The 18,212-nt window shown below is 64.4% G+C and carries 16 protein-coding genes; 4 read left to right on the plus strand and 12 right to left on the minus strand.

Translation table 11 applies throughout. The annotated features are described in order from the left end of the window. Nucleotides 1-35 precede the first annotated feature (35 nt). Nucleotides 36-1,772, plus strand: coding sequence for an ATP-dependent nuclease (locus ACSAGD_RS03280; RefSeq protein WP_437584299.1), 1,737 nt, complete (start codon nt 36-38; stop codon nt 1,770-1,772). A gap of 573 nt (nt 1,773-2,345) precedes the next feature. Beyond that, nucleotides 2,346-2,756, plus strand: coding sequence for an NINE protein (locus ACSAGD_RS03285; RefSeq protein WP_437584300.1), 411 nt, complete (start codon nt 2,346-2,348; stop codon nt 2,754-2,756). An 11-nt stretch (nt 2,757-2,767) separates the two neighbouring features. Here the strand turns inward: ACSAGD_RS03285 and ACSAGD_RS03290 are convergent, their stop codons facing one another. The 9 genes from ACSAGD_RS03290 to ACSAGD_RS03330 form a co-directional block, all read right to left on the minus strand. Continuing rightward, nucleotides 2,768-3,910 (minus strand): glycerate kinase, encoded by a 1,143-nt coding sequence (locus ACSAGD_RS03290; RefSeq protein ID WP_437584301.1) that lies wholly within the window; start codon nt 3,908-3,910, stop codon nt 2,768-2,770. 17 nt (nt 3,911-3,927) lie between these two features. After that, nucleotides 3,928-4,368 carry a TA system VapC family ribonuclease toxin gene (locus ACSAGD_RS03295; RefSeq protein WP_437584302.1) on the minus strand — a complete coding sequence of 147 codons (441 nt, stop codon included), beginning with the start codon at nt 4,366-4,368 and terminating at the stop codon, nt 3,928-3,930. Beyond that, a complete protein-coding gene (locus ACSAGD_RS03300; protein ID WP_437584303.1) occupies nt 4,365-4,595 on the minus strand; it encodes a ribbon-helix-helix protein, CopG family in 231 nt (76 codons plus the stop codon). Before ACSAGD_RS03300 ends, ACSAGD_RS03295 begins: the two co-directional genes overlap by 4 nt. A 34-nt stretch (nt 4,596-4,629) precedes the next feature. Continuing rightward, a complete protein-coding gene (locus tag ACSAGD_RS03305; RefSeq protein WP_437584304.1) occupies nt 4,630-5,352 on the minus strand; it encodes a hypothetical protein in 723 nt (240 codons plus the stop codon). Nucleotides 5,353-5,463: 111 nt separating this feature from the next. Next, a complete protein-coding gene (locus tag ACSAGD_RS03310; RefSeq protein ID WP_437584305.1) occupies nt 5,464-6,711 on the minus strand; it encodes an arginine deiminase in 1,248 nt (415 codons plus the stop codon). A gap of 11 nt (nt 6,712-6,722) precedes the next feature. Next, nucleotides 6,723-8,282 (minus strand): basic amino acid/polyamine antiporter, encoded by a 1,560-nt coding sequence (locus ACSAGD_RS03315; RefSeq protein WP_437584306.1) that lies wholly within the window; start codon nt 8,280-8,282, stop codon nt 6,723-6,725. A 92-nt stretch (nt 8,283-8,374) separates the two neighbouring features. Beyond that, nucleotides 8,375-9,541 carry a MalY/PatB family protein gene (locus ACSAGD_RS03320; RefSeq protein WP_437584307.1) on the minus strand — a complete coding sequence of 389 codons (1,167 nt, stop codon included), beginning with the start codon at nt 9,539-9,541 and terminating at the stop codon, nt 8,375-8,377. Nucleotides 9,542-9,554: 13 nt separating this feature from the next. Next, nucleotides 9,555-10,442: a formyltetrahydrofolate deformylase gene (gene purU, locus ACSAGD_RS03325; RefSeq protein ID WP_437584308.1), complete on the minus strand. Its 888-nt coding sequence runs from the start codon at nt 10,440-10,442 to the stop codon at nt 9,555-9,557. 56 nt (nt 10,443-10,498) lie between these two features. Further along, nucleotides 10,499-10,906, minus strand: coding sequence for a MerR family transcriptional regulator (locus ACSAGD_RS03330; RefSeq protein ID WP_437584309.1), 408 nt, complete (start codon nt 10,904-10,906; stop codon nt 10,499-10,501). A gap of 51 nt (nt 10,907-10,957) precedes the next feature. Here ACSAGD_RS03330 and ACSAGD_RS03335 point away from each other — a divergent pair, with 51 nt between their 5' ends. Then, nucleotides 10,958-12,193: an MFS transporter gene (locus ACSAGD_RS03335; protein WP_437584310.1), complete on the plus strand. Its 1,236-nt coding sequence runs from the start codon at nt 10,958-10,960 to the stop codon at nt 12,191-12,193. A gap of 87 nt (nt 12,194-12,280) precedes the next feature. On the opposite strand, the gene ACSAGD_RS03340 is transcribed toward ACSAGD_RS03335, so the two are convergent. Both ACSAGD_RS03340 and ACSAGD_RS03345 read right to left on the minus strand, forming a co-directional pair. After that, the gene (locus ACSAGD_RS03340; protein WP_437584311.1) at nt 12,281-12,394 is read right to left on the minus strand and encodes a methionine/alanine import family NSS transporter small subunit; all 114 of its coding nucleotides are present in this window, start codon (nt 12,392-12,394) and stop codon (nt 12,281-12,283) included. Further along, nucleotides 12,391-14,085 (minus strand): sodium-dependent transporter, encoded by a 1,695-nt coding sequence (locus ACSAGD_RS03345; RefSeq protein WP_437584312.1) that lies wholly within the window; start codon nt 14,083-14,085, stop codon nt 12,391-12,393. The genes ACSAGD_RS03340 and ACSAGD_RS03345 overlap by 4 nt, the downstream gene beginning before the upstream one ends. Nucleotides 14,086-14,308: 223 nt before the next feature. On the opposite strand from ACSAGD_RS03345, the gene ACSAGD_RS03350 reads away from it, so the two are divergent. Beyond that, complete coding sequence (locus ACSAGD_RS03350; protein WP_437584313.1) at nt 14,309-15,538, plus strand: MFS transporter; 1,230 nt, start codon at nt 14,309-14,311, stop codon at nt 15,536-15,538. Between the two features lie 245 nt (nt 15,539-15,783). Here the strand turns inward: ACSAGD_RS03350 and ACSAGD_RS03355 are convergent, their stop codons facing one another. Then, complete coding sequence (locus tag ACSAGD_RS03355) at nt 15,784-17,973, minus strand: sigma-70 family RNA polymerase sigma factor (RefSeq protein WP_437584314.1); 2,190 nt, start codon at nt 17,971-17,973, stop codon at nt 15,784-15,786. Nucleotides 17,974-18,212: the final 239 nt, after the last annotated feature.

Raw genomic sequence — 18,212 nt, forward strand, 5'->3', positions numbered from 1 at the left:
TCCTTTGTAGAGGGGAAGCATGAGATTCTAGACCGGTGAAGCTTATTGAAGTTACGGTTCAGAATTACCGTTCGATTGCGGCTCAAACTAAGTTTACGGTTGAGGATCTCACAACGCTTGTAGGCCCCAACAATGAAGGTAAGTCAAATCTTCTCAGAGCTCTTGCTTTGGGGATGGATATCATCAGGCGTTGGAGCGTTGCCCCACCAAATACTGTAAAGGGCGGAGAGGTTTCGGGCCCTTCTGCAATGAGCTTTTTGCGGAGCAAGCGGGTCCGCGGTGGTGGTCAACTCGTTAGCGGGTACAGGTGGAGTGATGACTATCCTCTTGCGAAGCAAGGCAGTAAAGGTACACGCCCAACGCTACTGAGACTGAAGTTCAAACTGGATGACGAGGAAGTCCGCGCATTCAACGAGGAGACTGGGATAGCCAGTAACGGTGAACTCCCAGTCGAGATCACCCTCGGCCGCCTTTCTGTGACGTTCGGTGTTGTAAAACCTGGGCGAGGAGCTGCCACCCATCGAGCAAAGTCTCAAGAGATTGCAGAATTCATCGCAGCACGCATCTCATTGGTGTCGGTCCCAGCTGTTCGCACAAGCGACCAGGCTCTTGCGCTTGTCAATGAACTAGTACGGATTCGAACTCGGTCTCTGCTGAACAGTGATGAGTATCAGAAGCTGACGGCACGACTCAATCAACTCCGTAGCGAAGCCGTCGGGGCGGTCGGCAATGATCTTGCAAACTCAGTTAAGCGATACATTCCGTCGATCCAGACTATTGAGCTTCACGACACTGACTTTGAGCGCTCCAACTCAATTGAAGACCTCTCCTTGCATGACGGCACAGCTACTTCAATTGAAAGCAAAGGAGACGGTATTAAGAGTCTTGTGACGATGGCACTAATTCATGAGCTGGCGCAAGAACGCTCTCAAGGTCATAGCTTTGTGCTTGCCGTGGATGAACCGGAGGCTCATTTACATCCGGCATCCGTTCATGAGTTGCAGATTCTGTTCCAAGAGTTGGCCATCAAGCAGCAAGTAATTCTCGCTACGCACAACCCCGTTTTTGTGAACCGAGAACGAGTCTCGTCGAATATTCTTGTAATGGAAAACTCTGCACGTCCTGCGCGAAATGTCGCAGTTATCCGAGAAGCGTTGGGCGTGGAACTCAGTGACAATCTGCATTCCGCAGAGACGATAGTCCTAGTTGAAGGCGTGAGCGACGAGAAGGTGCTTTCCGCGATCCTTGGTAGTCTCGAGCCAAGCCTTCAGCAAGATATCAAAGCCGGCCGCCTCGTATTCAAAGCAACGCGAGGTGCCGGAAAAATGCGAAACCAAATTCAGCGGGAAAAATCAACAGCTTGCCGCATCCTCGCTGTTCTTGATGACGATGTAACGGGTCGGGCAGAGGCAAAGCTTATCCAAGAAATGGGTATGCTCCCGAGTGAGAATGTCTTCCTGTTAGGTGGGCGAAAGACCCAGGCCGAACTCGAGGATCTCATACTGCCAGACATCTATGTCGAAGCGCTGAGTCGTGAGTTTGGGCGCACGTTTGAAACCAGGCACTTTTTAAGTCGAAGTCATAAGTGGTCAAAGAATTTCGAAGATGCCGCGAGGATTCTTGGGATTGTCCAGACAGGCGAAGAACTCCTAGACCGGGGAAAGACTGTCATTGCTCAAGCTGTAGAAGAGGCTACTGATGCCGCCTACCGTCCCGACGGCGCAGAGCATCTTAAGGCGCTTTGTGGGTTGATCAATCAGACAGAACATTAAGGGATGAGCGCTCATAGATCCAGGGCCTCTCAGGTGGTGCGTGAAGCCACAGCAGAGGTCTTGACTATTCAGCGAGACAGAAGAGCTCGATGTTCGGAGCACGGTCTCCCATCATAAACCCACCTAAATCACCCGCCAGCGACCGGCTGCAATCGGACTAGGCGAACCGCCCAGATCCCTATAAACACAAGGGGGCTCGAGGGGTTCCGCGACAACAAGGTTCGGCGATCTGGATCTACGACCGCCAAGGGGTCGCTGGTTCAAATCGCAGCTACCTGGCTAAGCGCTTTCTCACGACAACGCTTTTTGGTGTCGCAAGACAGTGTTGGCTCAATCATGTCTACTCGTTGCTCCCGCAGCTCTCTTCGGACACCAAGCGCAGGATGGTGCCGGTATGGCTCGGCTAGCGCTTAGGTGATCAGGCAACATTGTTGGCAATCGTCGACAGGGTTCACCACGCTCGAAGTCTGCGGCGCGGCATCTCGGCGACAACGATGGCACGGTCCAAGCGTGCCAGAACGGTAGACACGGTACGGCTACATGACTCCCACATTGGGGGTTTAAATCTTCGCAATGGGTCGACGGTCTGTCGCTAACGTTGAAGACGTGTCTGATGTCGTTCCAACCCCGCCGCCACCAGGTTTCTACCCTGACCAATATGGTCAGTCACGCTGGTGGGACGGAACCAAGTGGACTGAGCACACCACGTATGTGGCTCCATACGCGTATCGCCCTGGTCAGAAGTGGGCCTCAACCGCGTACTTGCTGCTGTTCTTCCTCGGGGGATTTGGAGCGCACCATTTCTATCTCGGCAAGGTAGGAAGCGGGATCGTGTTCATCATTCTCTGGTGGGTGGGATGGGCAACGACTGGAATTGGTCTCGGCATACTTTTGCTATTTGCCTGCGCGATTTGGCTCATCGTAGATATTGTGACGATTCCGTCGACAGTTCGAGCCCTTAACGCACGGATGCTAGTTCGGTAGGTCGAAGGGCGTCAGGAGTTTGCGAGGTCGGCGGCGAGGCGGCGGCCGCACTCCTTCAGGAGGCGGGCCGGCTCTGCGAGGCAGATCTCGAGGTTCGGCTCTACGTCGGTGAGGGCGTACGTGGCGCGGATTCCGGCGTTCGTGAGCGTCTCGTCGTCGAGCTCGTTCGCGCCACAGACCGCCACGACCGGGACGTTTCGTTCCCGGGCGTAGGCCGCGACTCCTGCGGGCGCTTTGCCGTGCAGAGTCTGCAGGTCGAGCTTCCCCTCGCCGGTGACGAGGAGGTCGGCCCCTTCGAACGCTTCCGCGAAGCCCACGAGGTCGAGGACCACGTCGACTCCCGGACGCATCGTGGCACCGAGAACCGCGAGGGCCGCGTAGCCCATGCCGCCCGCTGCTCCCGCTCCGGGCTGCGTCGCCGCTTCGGCATCCACCAGGTCTGCGAAGCGGGAAAGAGCTGCGTCGAGCGTGGCGACATCGGCCTCGGACGCGCCCTTCTGCGGACCGTAGACCGCGGCCGCGCCATGGTCGCCCGTGAGCGGGTTGTTCACGTCGGTCGCGAGAATCACCTCGGCGTCAGCGATGCGCGGATCGAGACCGGACAGGTCGACGGTGACAGCGCGCTGGATTCCGCCTCCGCCGGGAGGAACGGGGGCTCCATCGGCATCCAGAATGCGAACGCCGAGGGCTTCGAGCATGCCGGCGCCGGCGTCGGTCGTGGCACTGCCGCCGACACCGAGGACGATGCTCGTCGCTCCGTCATCGAGCGCTGCCTTGATGAGCTCACCGGTTCCGAGCGTCGTCGCGGCCAGTGCGTTGAGCTCCGACGCATCGAGGAGCGCGAGACCTGACGCGGTCGCCATCTCGATGACCGCGGTCTCGCCCTTGACGGCGTACTCGGCGTCGACGGGGCGACCGATGGGACCGGTGACCGTGCGCGTGCGGGACTCGAAGCCAGCGGCCAAGGCCGCAGCTACCGTGCCATCGCCGCCGTCGGCGATCGGTACGGAGGAGATCCGAGCGTCAGGAATGACCTCGAGGATGCCCGAGGCAACGGCATCCGCCACCTCAGCCGCGCTCAGCGACCCCTTGAACTTGTCGGGAGCGATGACGATGTGCGGGGAACGGGCAGAGTCTCCGTCGAATGAAGCCATGAGGTTCAGCTTAGCGATCAGGTCGTCGCGCTCGTGGGGTCGAAGAACTGCACGCCGGGAAAGCGCGAGAATCCCCGGTCGGCCGTCGCCACCCGCGCGCCATTCGCGATGGCCGCAGCGGCGATGAGCGCATCGGGAATGAGATTCCCCTTGATTCCAGCGTCGTGGGTCACGAAATCGTTCAGTGTGGCCCAGATCTCGGACGAGCTTCGGATCCACCTCGCGCGAGGCGCCGTCGCCAGAATGTCGACGAACTCGAGCGCGACACGAGTGTCTGCGGGACGGACCATGATGCGCGGGTGCGTGACGATCCGCACGAACCCGGCGAGCACCGGATCGAAGAGCGCAAGCTCCTCGCGGCCGCTCAACGTGCTCGTGAGCCAGCGCGAATACTCCTCGTGATGGGGCGAAGCCTCGTCGAACGCATACACAAGCACGTTGACGTCGGGCAGAATCATCGGACGTCGTCCATGGCATCGAGCACGGCGTCTTTGTCATCGAGGTCGACGCGATATCCGCCACTGTTCCAGGTAGGAAGGATGGGCGCATGCCATTGCTCGTGATGTGACTCCAGATGCGCGCGCAGTGACTCCTCGACGATGCTCGTGACCGTCCGGTTTTCCGCGCGAGCGCGGCGCTTGAGCTCAGCCATGAGAGCATCCGGCAGATTCATCGTCGTCTTCATATGGTTAACCATACGTGACGATATGGCGATATGGCTAGGGCTTTGCCCGGGCGCGCTGGGTGAGCCGCACGCCACCCCAGATCAGCAGGAAGAGCACCGCGAAAGCCACCGCGAACACCGCGAATGACGGCATCCACCCGGTGAGAATCGGCAGCACCGCCGCGAGCAGCGCGCCACACACGAGCGCGAGCACGACGAGCCCGCCGAAGAACAGCACGCGCTTGGCGACCGGGCGCTCGCCGCGCATGATCGCCGTGGTCGGCAGGGTCTCGGGGCGGCGCTCCGGGGCGTGCTGGTGCTCGAACCACTCCGGCGCGGCCTTCGTGTCGGCGCGCGGCGTGATGATGATCGAGTCCGTCACGACCGGGGGAGCGAGCGGGTCCACGACCACCACCGAGAGCGATTCGATCTCGGCGCGGATCGCCTGAAAATCTTCGTCATACTGGTCGTCGCTGTCGAGGATGACGTCGGTCTGCCCCTTCAGCGTCACGAGCGTACTCGACTCGTACACCGTCCACGCGGCGCGAATGTCGTCGTACCGCTGCGCGTACTCCCACGCGTGCGCGTCGCTCAGCTTCTCGGCACGAATCGAGAACGCGTACTCTCCGTTCACGCGCCAGACAGAGCGCTCACCGTCGTGCTCGACGCGGCGCCCGAGCGACTCGGCGAGCTCGTCGAGACGCGTCTGAATGTAGGTCACGAGCTGCTCATGCTCACCCGAGATGAAGAACAGCGCTTGATACGGAGTGTCTGTCACGGAGTCAATCGTGGCAATGTTCGGCGCGCTGAACAAGCTGAGCGCCACGATCGGTCACGCGAGAAGAGGCGAAAGGATGCCGCGGAGCGACGCTCCGCGGCATCCTCACCCTCAATAACCGACCGGCTCGCGAATGATCGGGCACGTCATGCAGTGACCACCGCCGCGCCCGCGACCGAGCTCCGCACCGACGATCGGGAGCACCTCGATGCCCGCCTTCGCGAGCAGATCGTTCGTCTTCGTGTTGCGATCGTACGTATACACGACGCCCGGCTTCAGCGCGACGGCGTTGTTGCCGCTGTCCCACTGCTGCCGCTCCGACTCATAGATGTCGCCCGCCGTCTCGATGACGCGCAGAGAGTCGAGGTTCAGCGCAGACGCGACCACGTCGGTGAACGGTGTCTCGCCGTGATCGGTGATGTGGAGCGGCGCGCCACCCGTGCCCGGGCGGAGCGTGAACGTGTGGACGCGCTCCATGATGCGCGGGTAGAGGGTGACGGCATCCGTGTCGACAAACGTGAAGACGGTGTCGAGGTGCATCGCCGACCGCAGCTTCGGCATGCCCGCCACGATCACCTGGTCGACATCGCCGCCTTCGAAGAGGGATGCCGCAACCTGAGTGATGGCCTGGCGAGACGTGCGCTCGCTCATTCCCATGAGCACGGTGCGGTTGCCGACCGGCATGATGTCGCCACCCTCGAAGGTCGCAGCTCCCCAGTCCTTATCGGGGTCGCCCCACCAGATCTTCGAGCCGACGAAGTCGGGGTGGTGCTGGTAGATCGCCTTCATGAGAAGCGTCTCGTCATGCCGGGCCGGCCAGTACAGCGGGTTCAGGGTGACGCCGCTGTACAGCCAGCAGGTCGTGTCACGCGTATAGAGCGTGTTCGGCACCGGCGGCACCAGGTACTCCTGCGCGCCGACGCCCTCGCGGACGAGCGCGATGTAGCCGTTGCGGTAGTCCTCCGGCAGGTCCGCGGTGGAGAGCCCGCCGATGAGAAACACCGCGAGCTGCCGTGCCGAGAGCGACTCGAGAAAGGCGCGGGTCGAGTCGACGAGGCCGAGCCCGACCTCATTCGGGATGATCTTGCGGTCGAGAAGCCACGAACGCGCCTCGGGAATCTCCATCGTCTCGGTGAGCAGATCGTGCAGCTCGACGACCTCGACATCGTGCGAGCGCAGACTCGCCACGAAATCGGCGTGATCACGCTGGGCGTTCTCGACCCAGAGCACGTCGTCGAACAGCAGATCGTCTGAGTTCGACGGCGTGAGCCGCTGGTGGGCGAGACCGGGAGCGCACACAAGAACCTTGCGCAGTGCTCCAACCTCGGAATGGACGCCGTACGCGGATGAAGTCGACATGGCTGCCTTTCTCAGAGTTGAACGTATCCGGTTGCGAGGCCGACGATGCCTGCGACAGCGCCGACGATGACGATGATGAAGACGACGACTCCCGGAGTCGTGAACACACGGGCACGCAGCTCGCGGCGCGTGATGATGTAGAGAATCGTCGCGGGAGCGAGAAGGATGCACGCCAGAAGCAGAAACTCCAGACCGGCCGCGTAGATCAGGAAGATCGTGTAGATGACGGTGAGCGCGCCGATGATCAGATCTTTCGTGCGTCCCTTCGCGGCATCCCCCGTGTAGCTGTCTCGCGTCACGGCGATCTTGAAGCTGTAGAGGGCGACGAGCGCGAACGGCACGAGCGACAGCGCCGCCGTGAGGTCGAGCATGAAGTCGAGCGCTCCGTCGAGGAAGTACACGATGACGAGCAGCACCTGGATGAGCGCGGTGGTCAGAAGCACCGCGTTCTTCGGCACCCCGTGCTCGGAGACGCGGGAGAAGAGCTTCGGCATGTCGCGGTCCTTCGCAGCCGCGTACAGCACCTCGGACGAGAGCAGCGTCCACGCGAGGTAGGCGCCGAGCACCGAGATGATGAGGCCCGCACTGATGAACCAGGCGCCCCAGGGACCGACGACGGCCTCGAGCACGCTGCCCACCGACGGCTGCCGCAGTTCGGCGATCTCGGCCTTGGGGAGGATGCCGTAGGAGATGATCGTGATCACGGCGAACAGCGCGAGTACGGAGAGGAAGCCGAGCACGGTGGCCCGCCCGACATCCTCACGGCGCTTCGCGTAGCGGGAGTAGACGCTCGCGCCTTCGATGCCGAGGAAGACGAAGACCGTGATGAGCATGGTGCCGCGGACCTGTGCGAACAGCGGCTCGCCGCCCACGTCGTATCCGCCGGTGAGGTTCTCCACGAAGACCGCCGGGTCGAACGCGACCAGAACGACGACGACGAAGAGCACGAGCGGAATGAGCTTGGCCGCGGTGACGATCGTGTTGATCGCGGCGGCCTCCTTCACCCCACGCATCACGAGAAGCGCGAAGCCCCAGATGCAGAAGCTCGACACCAGCACCGCCCAGAACGTGTCACCGTCGCCGAACGCCGGAATGAGCGGCTTCAGCGTCGAGGTGATGAGCACCCAGTAGAAGGTGTTCCCGGCGCACGCGCTCGCCCAGAACCCGATGGCGGAGAGAAAACCGGGGTAGACGCCGAACCCGGTCTTCGCGTAGACGTACACCCCGTTGTCGAGGTCGGGTTTGCGGACCGCGAGCGTCTGGAAGGTCAGCGCCAGCATCAGCATCCCTGCACCTGCGATCGCCCACGCGATCAGTGCGCCATACACCCCCGTCTGCGACGCGAACCGCTGGGGGAGGGTGAAGACGCCCGCTCCGACCATCGAACCGACGACCATCGCGGTCAGTGCCGGAACGCTCAGTTTGTTCACGGCGGAGGCTGTATTGTTCACGTCCGCGCTCATCGCGGCATCCGTGCTTTCGACATTGTGACCGTTGAAACCCGGCGCATTGTCTACTCCCGTGTAGTCGTCCTGAGTTACGCAGTGTTCCGGGCTGTGGCGCTTGCCCAACTCGAAACCGTTGTCTCAGACACTACTCGGAGCTCTGTCAGGAAGACAGAGGCAACCCAGTGTTAAATCGCGAGCTTTGCTCGAGGATGCCGTCAGGCGAGGCCCTGCTCGCGAATCGCGCGGCCCATCCGCGTGACTGCTTCGCGCAGAATCGGCCGCGGCGTCGCCATGACGAAACGCGCTGATCCGCGACCCGCGACTCCACACGCCGCGCCGTCGGTGACGCCCACGCCCGCGTGCTCGCGGAAGAAGGCTCCGGGCGACTCGATGCCCAGCGCGGTGAAGTCCAGCCACGCGATGTACGTGCCCTCGGGGCGGTGCATCGTGACGCCGGGAAGGTGCTCTGCGACAGCCTCGAGCATCGCCGTGCGGTTGCCGTCGAGGTACGCCAGCGCGTCGTCGAGCCACGGCCCGCCCTCGCGATACGCGGCGATCGTCGCGGCGGCGCCGACCGTTGCGGCGCTGTGCGAGAGCCAGTCGGCGTCGTCGAAGAGGGCGCGGTCATCGGGGTTCGACACGACCATCTGCGCGCACTTGAGCCCCGGGAGGTTCCAACCCTTGCCGGCAGACGTCGCGGTCACGGTGTGGTTCGCCGCGGCATCCGACACCGACGCATACGGAACGTGCGTCGCGCCCGGCAGCACGAGCGGCGCCCAGATCTCATCGGCGAACACACGGCCGCCTGCCTGCTCGACCACGGCGCTCACCGCGGCGAGCTCGTCGCGGTCGAAGACCCGGCCCAGCGGGTTGAACGGCTGACACAGGGCGAGCAGCTCGCCGCCCGCGGCGAAGGCCTCGCGCAGTGCGTCGAGGTCGAAGCGCCACGTTCCGCCGTCGTCGATCATCGGAACCTCGATGACCTGGTGGTGCACGCGCGGCGGCACGAACAGGAACGGCATGTACGACGGGGTCGGCACGATGACCTTGCCGTGCGGCGACATGAGGCGCGTGATCGTGAGCTCGAAGGCGCGCAGCACATCGGAGGTGACGATGACGTGCTCGGCGGGCACTTCGTACCCGCGCTGCGCCATGGTCTCGGCGGTCGCGGCCTGCAGCTCGCGCAGCATGGAGTTCGGCAGGTAGCCGAAGACGCCCGCTTCGACGGCATCCCTCGCGGCCCTGGTGACGACCGGTGCGACGCCGAAATCCATCTCGGCGATGAACGCCCCGATGTCGGTTCCGGGCTCGATCCATTTGGTCGCGCCCGCGCGGCGCAGATCGTCGATGGTCAGCGCGTCGATTCTCTCCGCGAACGTCACGGTACCTCCGGTGCTACTTGAAGATGATGGTGCGTGCGCCGTCGAGCAGCACACGCTTCTCAGCGAACCACGTGACGGCCTGCGTGAGGGTGCGACTCTCTTCGTCCTGACCGATGGCGACGAGCTGCTTCGGCGACTGCGTGTGGTCGACGCGCACGACGTTCTGCTCGATGATCGGGCCCTCGTCGAGGTCGCTCGTCACGAAGTGCGCGGTCGCTCCGATGAGCTTCACCCCGCGCGCGTGCGCCTGGCGGTAGGGGTTCGCACCCTTGAAGCCCGGGAGGAACGAGTGGTGGATGTTGATCGCGCGGCCCTCGAGCGCGTCGCACAGCTCGGGGGAGATGATCTGCATGTATCGGGCGAGCACGACCAGCTCGATGTTGTGCTCGTCGACGGCCTCGAGAACGCGCTTCTCGAAGGCCGCTTTGGTCTCGGCATCCACCACGGGCCGCGACTCGAACGGAACACCGTAGAAGTCGGCGAGCGAGCGCAGGTTCGGGTGGTTCGCCATGATCAGCGGAACCTCGATCGGCAGATGCCCCGCGCGCTGACGGAACAGCAGGTCGTTGACGCAGTGCGCCGCGGTCGAGGCGAGCACGAGCGTGCGGACCGGGCGGCCGACATTGTCGAGGTTCCACGTCATGTGGTGTCGGTCCGCGACGGATGCGAGCGCCGCCTCGAACTCCTCGCGCGACGCCTCCGACTGCACCTGGAGGCGCATGAAGAAGCGATCGGTGTCGAGGCTCGAGAACTGCTGGCTCTCGGTGATGTTGCCGCGTGCGGCGACGATCGCGCCGCTGACGTCGTGGACGATGCCGGGTTTGTCGGGGCAGACGAACGTGAGGACCCAGTGGTTGGGTGCGGTCGAACGCGCCTCGGCGGGGACAGGTGCAGAAGTCACCCCTCAAGAGTATCCAGTCCCGCGCGGGGCAGGGGCCAAGGGATGCCGGTGAGCTGTCAGCCGGAAACAGGCTGCGCGTCGGCGGAGAGCGACGGCACGAGTTTCTTGCCGTGCTCCGAACGGCAGAGAAAGTCGCGCACCGTGTCGCGGCTGCGCGCGAGGCAGCTGATGCGCGACTCGATCGCGGCGAGCTCGTCCGCAAGCTCCTGCGCCACGTTGGGCGTGCACTCGACGGTCGTCTGCGTGGCGCACACCGTCTCTGCCTCGAGCACGAGTTTGGTCAGGCGCGTTGAGAGTCCGGACTGCACAAGACCGCGGATCTGCTGAGCCCGGGCAACGTCGCCGTCGGAGTACGAGCGGTAGCCGTTGGCCTCCCGTGTGGGCGTGATGAGCCCCTGCTGCTCGTAGTAGCGCAGCATCCGTGTCGGAATTCCCGTGCGTTCCGAGAGCTCTCCGATCTTCATGACGCCTCCATGCTTGACATTGACATTAGTGTCAAAGTTTACGATCTCGGCATGACAGACACAACCGACACAGCCGTTCTGCCGATCCAGGCCGAGCGAAGCGCGCGGAGGTTCCCGCTCGCCGCGACGAGCATCCTCTCACTCGCCCTCGCCGTGAGCGTCACGACCGAGTCTCTGCCCGCCGCGATCATGCCCCAGATGTCCGCCTCGCTCGGCGTCGGCAACTTCGAGATCGGGATGCTTCTCTCGACCTGGGCCTTCACGATCATCATCGCGAGCATCCCCCTCACCCGCCTCGTGCGCCACATCGACCGTCGCTCAGTCGTCGCCGGAGCGCTCGCCGTGTTCGCCATCGGAAGCCTCGCCACCGCGATCGCGCCCACCTACGAGACGATGCTCGCCGCGCGGGTGCTGAACGCCGGCGCACACGGACTGCTGTGGTCGGTCGTGATCGTGTACACCACCGCGATCCTCGACCCGAAGCACCTCGGCCGCGGGCTCGCGATCGTCACCGGAGGAGTCACCGTCGCGCTCGCCGTCGGCCTGCCCGCGGGCGCGGCGCTCGCGCTCGTCGTCGACTGGCGCGTGCTGTTCGCGGCGATCGCCGTTGTGATGCTCACGCTCGCATTCACGGTCAGGATGCGGCTGCCCAGCGTGCCGCCGGAGTCGCGTGCGGACGAAGCCGCCGACCGCGGCACGCGCACCGACGCGACGCGCGCGCCTGTCTTCGTGCTGCTCGCAACCGCCACGATCTTCGCGCTCGGCCAGTTCACCCTGTTCACCTACATCACGCCGTACCTCTCGGAGGAAGCTGGCCTCAGCTCCGTGTGGACGGGGCCGCTCCTCACTGCGTACGGCGCCGCGGGAATCCTGGGCCTCATCGTCAGCGGTCTCGTGGTCGACCGCTGGCCGACGATCTCGCTGCCTGTCACGTTCGCGGCTGGCGCCGTCGCTGTGGGGCTGCTCGCCCTCGCCCCTGAAGCAACCGGGGTCGTGATCGCCGCGATCGCGCTGTGGGGCGCGGCGTTCGGCGCGATGTCGCCGCTCGTGCAGACGGCGCTCATGCGCACCGCGTCTCCGCAGCTGCGTGCCTTCGCCGGGGCAGCCCTCGCGGTCGCGTTCAATCTCGGCATCGCGAGCGGCTCGTGGTTCGGGGGAGTGCTCGGCGAGGTCGTGCCTCTCACGGTGAACGCCGCGGTCGCAGCCGCTGCCTCTGCGGCATCCGTGATTCTCGTTCTGATCGCCCAGCGACTCGTCGCCCGCGCAGGCAGGTCCGCCGTCGAGTGAGCCCTCGCGGCTCTCACCGCTGCCCGTGCACTCACAGCGAAGGGCGCCGCACGTTCAGAACGTGCGGCGCCCTTCGTCCGGTGACTCCTATTCGTCGTCAGGCTGCTCCGGGTGACGCATCAGGTGCACGACGGCGACGACGACGCCTCCCCACACCGTGATCATCGAGATGAGCATCATGACGATGGCGCTTGCACTCATGATCGATCCTTTCCGTCGGTGGCGCCGTGTCTGCCGATGTGACCGGCCGCCTGTGAGTCTTCATCCGCGCGCGCCGCGGCGAACTGCCCGGTCTCGGCCTTGTGCCGCGAGATCTCGGTGCCGTCGATCGCGGGGTCGAGAATCGGCTCCGACACGGGCTCCCCGTCGATGTCGGGGTCGTGCAGCGCAGACTTCGACGACCAGCGGATCTTCGACAGCAGGTACGCGATCACGACGAGCGCGATCGCCATGCCCCACCCGAAGATGCCCACGAACCAGCCCGGCATGTCGCCGTAGCCCTCCTTGATCGTGGTCTGCAGCGAGTCTATGAGGATGTACCCGAGGATGATCGGGGTGACACCGCCGACGAACATCATCCATGTGCGCCCCATCTTGACCGAGGAGGTCTTGTTGAGGTGGTCGCGCAGCTTCGGCAGCGCCGTGAAGCCCGCGGTGAGGAAGATCACGACGACGAGTGCGACCGCGACGATTCCGAAGCTGTTCACGAAGTTGTCGGTCACGTCGAGCAGGTTGAGGCCCGTCGTGGTCGGGAACAGCAGAATCGAGACGATGGCCATGGGGATGCCGACGCCGAGGGTGGCGCCCACGCGGTTGAGGCCGAGCTTGTCCTTCACAGCCGAGATGACGACCTCGAGGATGCTCACGAGCGACGTGAACCCGGCGAAGACGAGCGATGCGAAGAACAGCACACCCAGCAGGGCGCCCGCGGGAGCCTGCGAGATGATCGTCGGGAATCCGATGAACGCGAGGCCGATTCCGGATGCCGCGACCTCGTCGACCGCGACGCCGCTCTGGGTGGCGATGAAGCCGAGAGCCGCGAACACGCCGATTCCAGCGAGAATCTCGAAACCGCTGTTCGAGAAGCCGACGACGAAACCGCTGCCGGTCAGGTCGGTCTTCTTCTTGAGGTACGAGGCGTACGTCAGCATGATGCCGAACGCGACCGAGAGCGAGAAGAAGATCTGCCCGTAGGCGGCGATCCAGATCGAGCTGTCCGTCAGACGCGACCAGTCGGGGGTGAAGAGCGCGTCGAGCCCGGTCGCGGCGCCGGGCAGGAAGACCGCCTGCACGACGAGCACGATGAACATCACGAACAGAATCGGAATGAAGATCATCGACGAACGCGCGATGCCCTTCTGCACACCGAACGCGAGGATCGCGATGGCCGCGATCCACACGATCACGAGCGGAATCAGCACACCCGGAACGAACGAGAACTGAACGTTCACCTCGTCGCTGACCTGCAGGAACTCGCCCATGAGGAAGCCTGCCGGGTCGTCTCCCCACGCCTTTGTGATGGAGAACCACGTGTAGCAGCCTGCCCAGGCGATGATCACCGCGTAGTAAACGGCGATCACGAAGCAGATCAGCACCTGCCACCAGCCGAACATCTCGGCCTTCTTATGGAGTCGTCGGAATGCCATCGGGGGCGACCCGCGGAACTTGTGTCCGATCGCGTAGTCGAGGAACAGCAGCGGGATGCCCGCGGTCAGCAGCGCCACCAGGTAGGGGACGATGAAGGCGCCGCCACCGTTCTCATACGCGACATACGGAAAACGCCAGATGTTGCCCAGTCCCACGGCTGATCCGATAGCCGCGAAGATGAAGGCATTGCGTCCCGAGAATGTCTCACGGCGTCGGAGGCGCGGGGTCGAAGTTTTTGCGTTCACTTTCCACCTCGTTGTTCGAGTGTTGCAGTGAAACCATCATGCCGGGATTCTCGGGTAAATCACAGCTTGAGAGCACGAAAGCCGAAATTTGGTCACAATTTTGGCGTTGTCGTAGACTTAACGACGGTCGATGACATTCTTCTCGCCCCTGGGCGCGCACATCGGCGCGTAGACGAACTCCCGCGCCTGACGCGCGAGTGAACGCCGTTGTTGGATTCTTCCGATGACTACCTCTCCTATTCCTGTCGTCTCGCATTCCGCGAAGCTTGCCACCGGCGCACGTCCGTTTCCCTGGTTTGGCCTCATCCTTCTCGCTCTCGGTGTCTTCCTCGCGATCACCAGTGAGGTGACGCCGACGGGTCTCATGCCCGAGATGAGCTCTGAGCTCGGCGTCACTGAGGGGCAGATCGGCCTGCTGGTGTCGATCTTCGCCTTCACAGTTGTGATCACGAGTGCGCCTCTGACGGCGATGACACGACGGATGCCGAGGCGTGCGCTGCTCGTGGCCGTGCTGGCCGTCCTCGGCCTCGCGAACCTCCTCACGGGCCTCGCGCCGACGTACGCGATCGTCATCGTTGCGCGCGTCCTCGGCGGTCTCGCGCACGGGCTGTTCTGGTCGATGGTCCCCGCCTATGCCGCGCGTCTCGTCACCAAAGACCAGCTGAGCCGCGCTGTCTCGCTGACTCTTGCCGGCGGAACCTTCGCGCTCGTCCTCGGCGTGCCGCTCGCCACCGCGCTCGGCCACGCGGTGGGCTGGCGCATCGCGTTCGTTGCGATCGCGGCCGGGCTGCTGCTCGGTGCTGTCGCGGTCATGCTCTGGCTGCCGAATGTGGCTCGCGAATCGCTCGAGCACGAGGATGCCGCGGGGCAGCCGCGCCGTGACCCCACCGTGCTGCCGGTCGCCGTCATCTGCATCACGGTCGCCATCGTCATGGTCGGCAACTATGCGTTCTTCACGTACGTGACGCCGTTCCTGTTGGACCCGGTCGGGGTGCCGCCCCGCTTCATCAGCATCGCCCTCTTCGTCTACGGCGGCGCCGGGGCGGTCGGCCTGCTGCTGACGGGGACGCTCTTCGCCCGCCGCACGCGCCTCGGCCTCATCATTGGGTTGGCGCTCAGTGCCGCGGCGGTCGCTGCCCTCGTCCTGGGAATCGGTGGGTTCTGGGGCTCCATGGTCGCGCTGGCGCTGTGGGGTCTCGCGTTCGGCATGGTTCCGCCGCTGCTGCAGACCCGGATGCTCCAGACTGCGAGCGAGCGGATTCGCGACACCGCGAGTGCCTTCTATACGACGGCCTTCAACTTCGGCATCAGCGGCGGCGCCTTCCTCGGTGCGATGCTGCTGCCCTGGCTCGGGATCACGGCGTTGCCGCTCACCAACGTCGCCCTGACGCTCGTCGGCCTGGCGGTCATCCTGGTCGTCGTGCTGCGGGGCCGTCGCGCCCACCGCACCTGACGCGCTGTCTAACCGATGTCCATCTCGCCTTATCGAGCTTCAGGTGTACCAGATACCGCTTTCCCAATCTCGGAAAGCGGTATCTGGTACACCTGAACAGTCAACGAGGTAGTTCCACGGCCAAAGTGAAGTGGCACGCATGCCGTGGGCGGGAGCGCGCTCTCGTCACTCGAAACCGCGCCACTGTACGTCAGCGGTTGCCCCGATGCAGTCACCCTCTCTGCAAGTGGTGCTTCACCTCGTCGTCAGCGGGGCCAGTTGTCGGCACGATCAATCTCGGAGAGCGACTTCGTCTGCCCAGGGAGGGTGTTCTCTGACGATTGCTCCGGGGCGTACTCGACCGTCACATCGCTAGACCAAGAGAAGGTCGTTTCTCCGAGGCGCTCCAAGATGTCGACCTTAAGCTCGCTAGTCTCTCCGAGTCTTACGGTCTCCTCGACAGTGATGTCCTCGTCGCGCACCGTGATCGTTACTTGTGAGCCCGGCGCGGCCGAAATCGTCAGATCGTGAATGTGAGCGCAGTCATTATCGAAACCGCAGTACGCGATTGGGGAATCTGCGTAGACAGAGATAATCTCTGGCCCACTGCCGACCGTCACCTCGAACGGGTCTGACGGGTCGGAGGTCGTGCCGTCGGCCTCCGCCGTTGCGGTGACGGTGTACGAGCCGGCATCCAGCTTGACCACGATGGACCAGTTGCCATCGTCATCGACGCGGGCGGAGAGCGGTGCGTCGTTCGCAGTCGCGGCTGGTGACGACGCGAACGGAGATGCAGAGGATGCCGCTGAAGCGGCGTACGGCTGAGCCAGCGCGGTGGCAGCCCGCGCCGCTGATGCTGTGTACGGCTGAGTCAGTGTGGTCGCCGTTCGCGCTGCTGGCCCCATTGGGCCGAAGACGGATGCCGTTGACGCTGCCCCGTCCGCCGCGTCGTCCGGGGCTCCGACGCTCCCGGTGACCGACGCCGTGGTTGCGTCACCCGACGGCTCAGCTGCGAGAGTGACCACGCTGCCGGGGTCCGCGGTGCCGGAGACGATCGGGTACGAGGTGCCGTCGTTCGGCGCCTGCGCGATTCCCGACGGTGCCGAGACGGTGGCCGGCGGCGTCTCCTCCTTCGGCTCCTCGGGCAGTGGGTCCTCGGCGGGAGGCCCATCCACCGGCGGGTCGTCGGCGGGCGGAGCTTCGTCAGCCGGAGGGGCCTCATCTGCGGGCGGGTCTTCCGCCGGCGGCTCCTGCGGCACAGGCTCGTCTGCCGGGGGATCCTCGGCCGGCGGGTCTTCCGCCGGTGGCTCTTCCTGCTCGTCGGCCGGCGCGGCATCCTCACTCGTGTCATTCGACGGGGGAGCGGCTTGCTGGCTCGTTCCGCCGCCCGGTGCCTCCTCGGCGACAGGCATCGAACCCGGCGAGAAGATCAGAGCAGCCGCAATGGATGCCGCGATCACACCGGCCACAAGCGTGCCACCGATCGCGACGGCACCAACCGACATGCCTCCGGCACTCGACCCTCCGACACCTCCGGCACCGGCACCCGCCGACCCCGACCCGGCACCGCCGGCCGCACCAGCGCCACCGGCCGCGCCAGCAGCGCCGACGCCCGAGCCGACCGCCCCGACGACACCGGCGGGCATCGCCATGACGGCGACCGGCTCACCGGCTTGCAGCCACGCGAGATACCCGCTCGCACCCGTCGCGCCGATCGTGAGCGGAAGCAGAACGAGCGCGATGCGCGACCCGACCTCGCGGGCCTCCGCAGCCACGATCGTGCAGCGCGCACACTCATTGAGGTGCAGCTCGAACTTCTTCAGGTCGCGCTTGCCGAGGCCGTCGCGCGTGTACGAACCCATCCGCTCGAGGTTCCACCGACACGGCGACCCCTCGGGAGCCGACCTGATGTGCGCCTGAATCCACGCCTGACGGAGCCCCTCGCGCGCCCGATAGGTCAGCGCGGCGACCGAGTTCGCCTTCATGCCCAGCAGCGGCGCGATCGAGGCGGGAGCCATCTGCTCGACCTCGGAGTACCAGAGCACCTCCTGCCAGCGGGTGGGCAGACTGCGGAACGCCACCGCTGTGAGGCTGCGATCGAGCGCGGCATCCGCCTCTTCGTCAGTCGTCGTCGGGTCTTCGAGCGAGTCGAGTGTGTCGATCGAGGTCTCGCGCCGCTTGCGCCCCCACTCCGCCGCGGTGTTGCGGATCGTCGTGAACAGGTACGGCCGAAACGCTCCCTTGGGGCCACCGCCCTTGCGCACCGCCGTGAACACGCGCACGAACGACTCCTGCACCAGGTCTTCGGGGTCGAGACTCGAGGTCAGCGACCGGGCGACAGTGAGACCGGATGCCGCATGGCGACGCCACAGCTCCTCATACGCAGCTTCTTCACCGCTGCGCGTACGCGAGATGAGGTCAGCATCGGATGCTTCGCTCACGCGATGACGGAACATGTGCGGGTCTCCTGAACTTTCAGCGGGGCGTGAGGGGCTAGGGAGTGCCCCGCTTAAGAGATGCGCGATCTGGGAAATTATGACGCAGTCTCCCATTCTCGGAGGAGGAGCGAAAAAAATCCAGAAAAAGATCTGAGAACTCGCGTCATAAAACGCGTGATGCCCCATCTCTCAGTGTGAAGGGCATTGATCTCGTCGCACAGCAGCGGGGTCGGTGGCCTGCCATCGTCCCTAGCGGT

It is taken from the genome of Paramicrobacterium salitolerans (assembly GCF_051513965.1).
Classification (GTDB): Bacteria; Actinomycetota; Actinomycetes; order Actinomycetales; family Microbacteriaceae; genus Paramicrobacterium.

Excerpts from the sequence above, each read along its gene's own strand:
- ACSAGD_RS03285 (WP_437584300.1), top strand. The coding sequence starts at position 2,346 with ATGGGTCGACGGTCTGTCGCTAACGTTGAAGACGTGTCTGATGTCGTT.
- ACSAGD_RS03295 (WP_437584302.1), bottom strand. The coding sequence starts at position 4,368 with ATGATTCTGCCCGACGTCAACGTGCTTGTGTATGCGTTCGACGAGGCT.
- ACSAGD_RS03355 (WP_437584314.1), bottom strand. The coding sequence starts at position 17,973 with ATGTTCCGTCATCGCGTGAGCGAAGCATCCGATGCTGACCTCATCTCG.
- ACSAGD_RS03310 (WP_437584305.1), bottom strand. The coding sequence starts at position 6,711 with ATGTCGACTTCATCCGCGTACGGCGTCCATTCCGAGGTTGGAGCACTG.
- ACSAGD_RS03340 (WP_437584311.1), bottom strand. The coding sequence starts at position 12,394 with ATGAGTGCAAGCGCCATCGTCATGATGCTCATCTCGATGATCACGGTG.
- ACSAGD_RS03350 (WP_437584313.1), top strand. The coding sequence starts at position 14,309 with ATGACTACCTCTCCTATTCCTGTCGTCTCGCATTCCGCGAAGCTTGCC.
- ACSAGD_RS03330 (WP_437584309.1), bottom strand. The coding sequence starts at position 10,906 with ATGAAGATCGGAGAGCTCTCGGAACGCACGGGAATTCCGACACGGATG.
- ACSAGD_RS03335 (WP_437584310.1), top strand. The coding sequence starts at position 10,958 with ATGACAGACACAACCGACACAGCCGTTCTGCCGATCCAGGCCGAGCGA.
- ACSAGD_RS03290 (WP_437584301.1), bottom strand. The coding sequence starts at position 3,910 with ATGGCTTCATTCGACGGAGACTCTGCCCGTTCCCCGCACATCGTCATC.
- ACSAGD_RS03300 (WP_437584303.1), bottom strand. The coding sequence starts at position 4,595 with ATGAAGACGACGATGAATCTGCCGGATGCTCTCATGGCTGAGCTCAAG.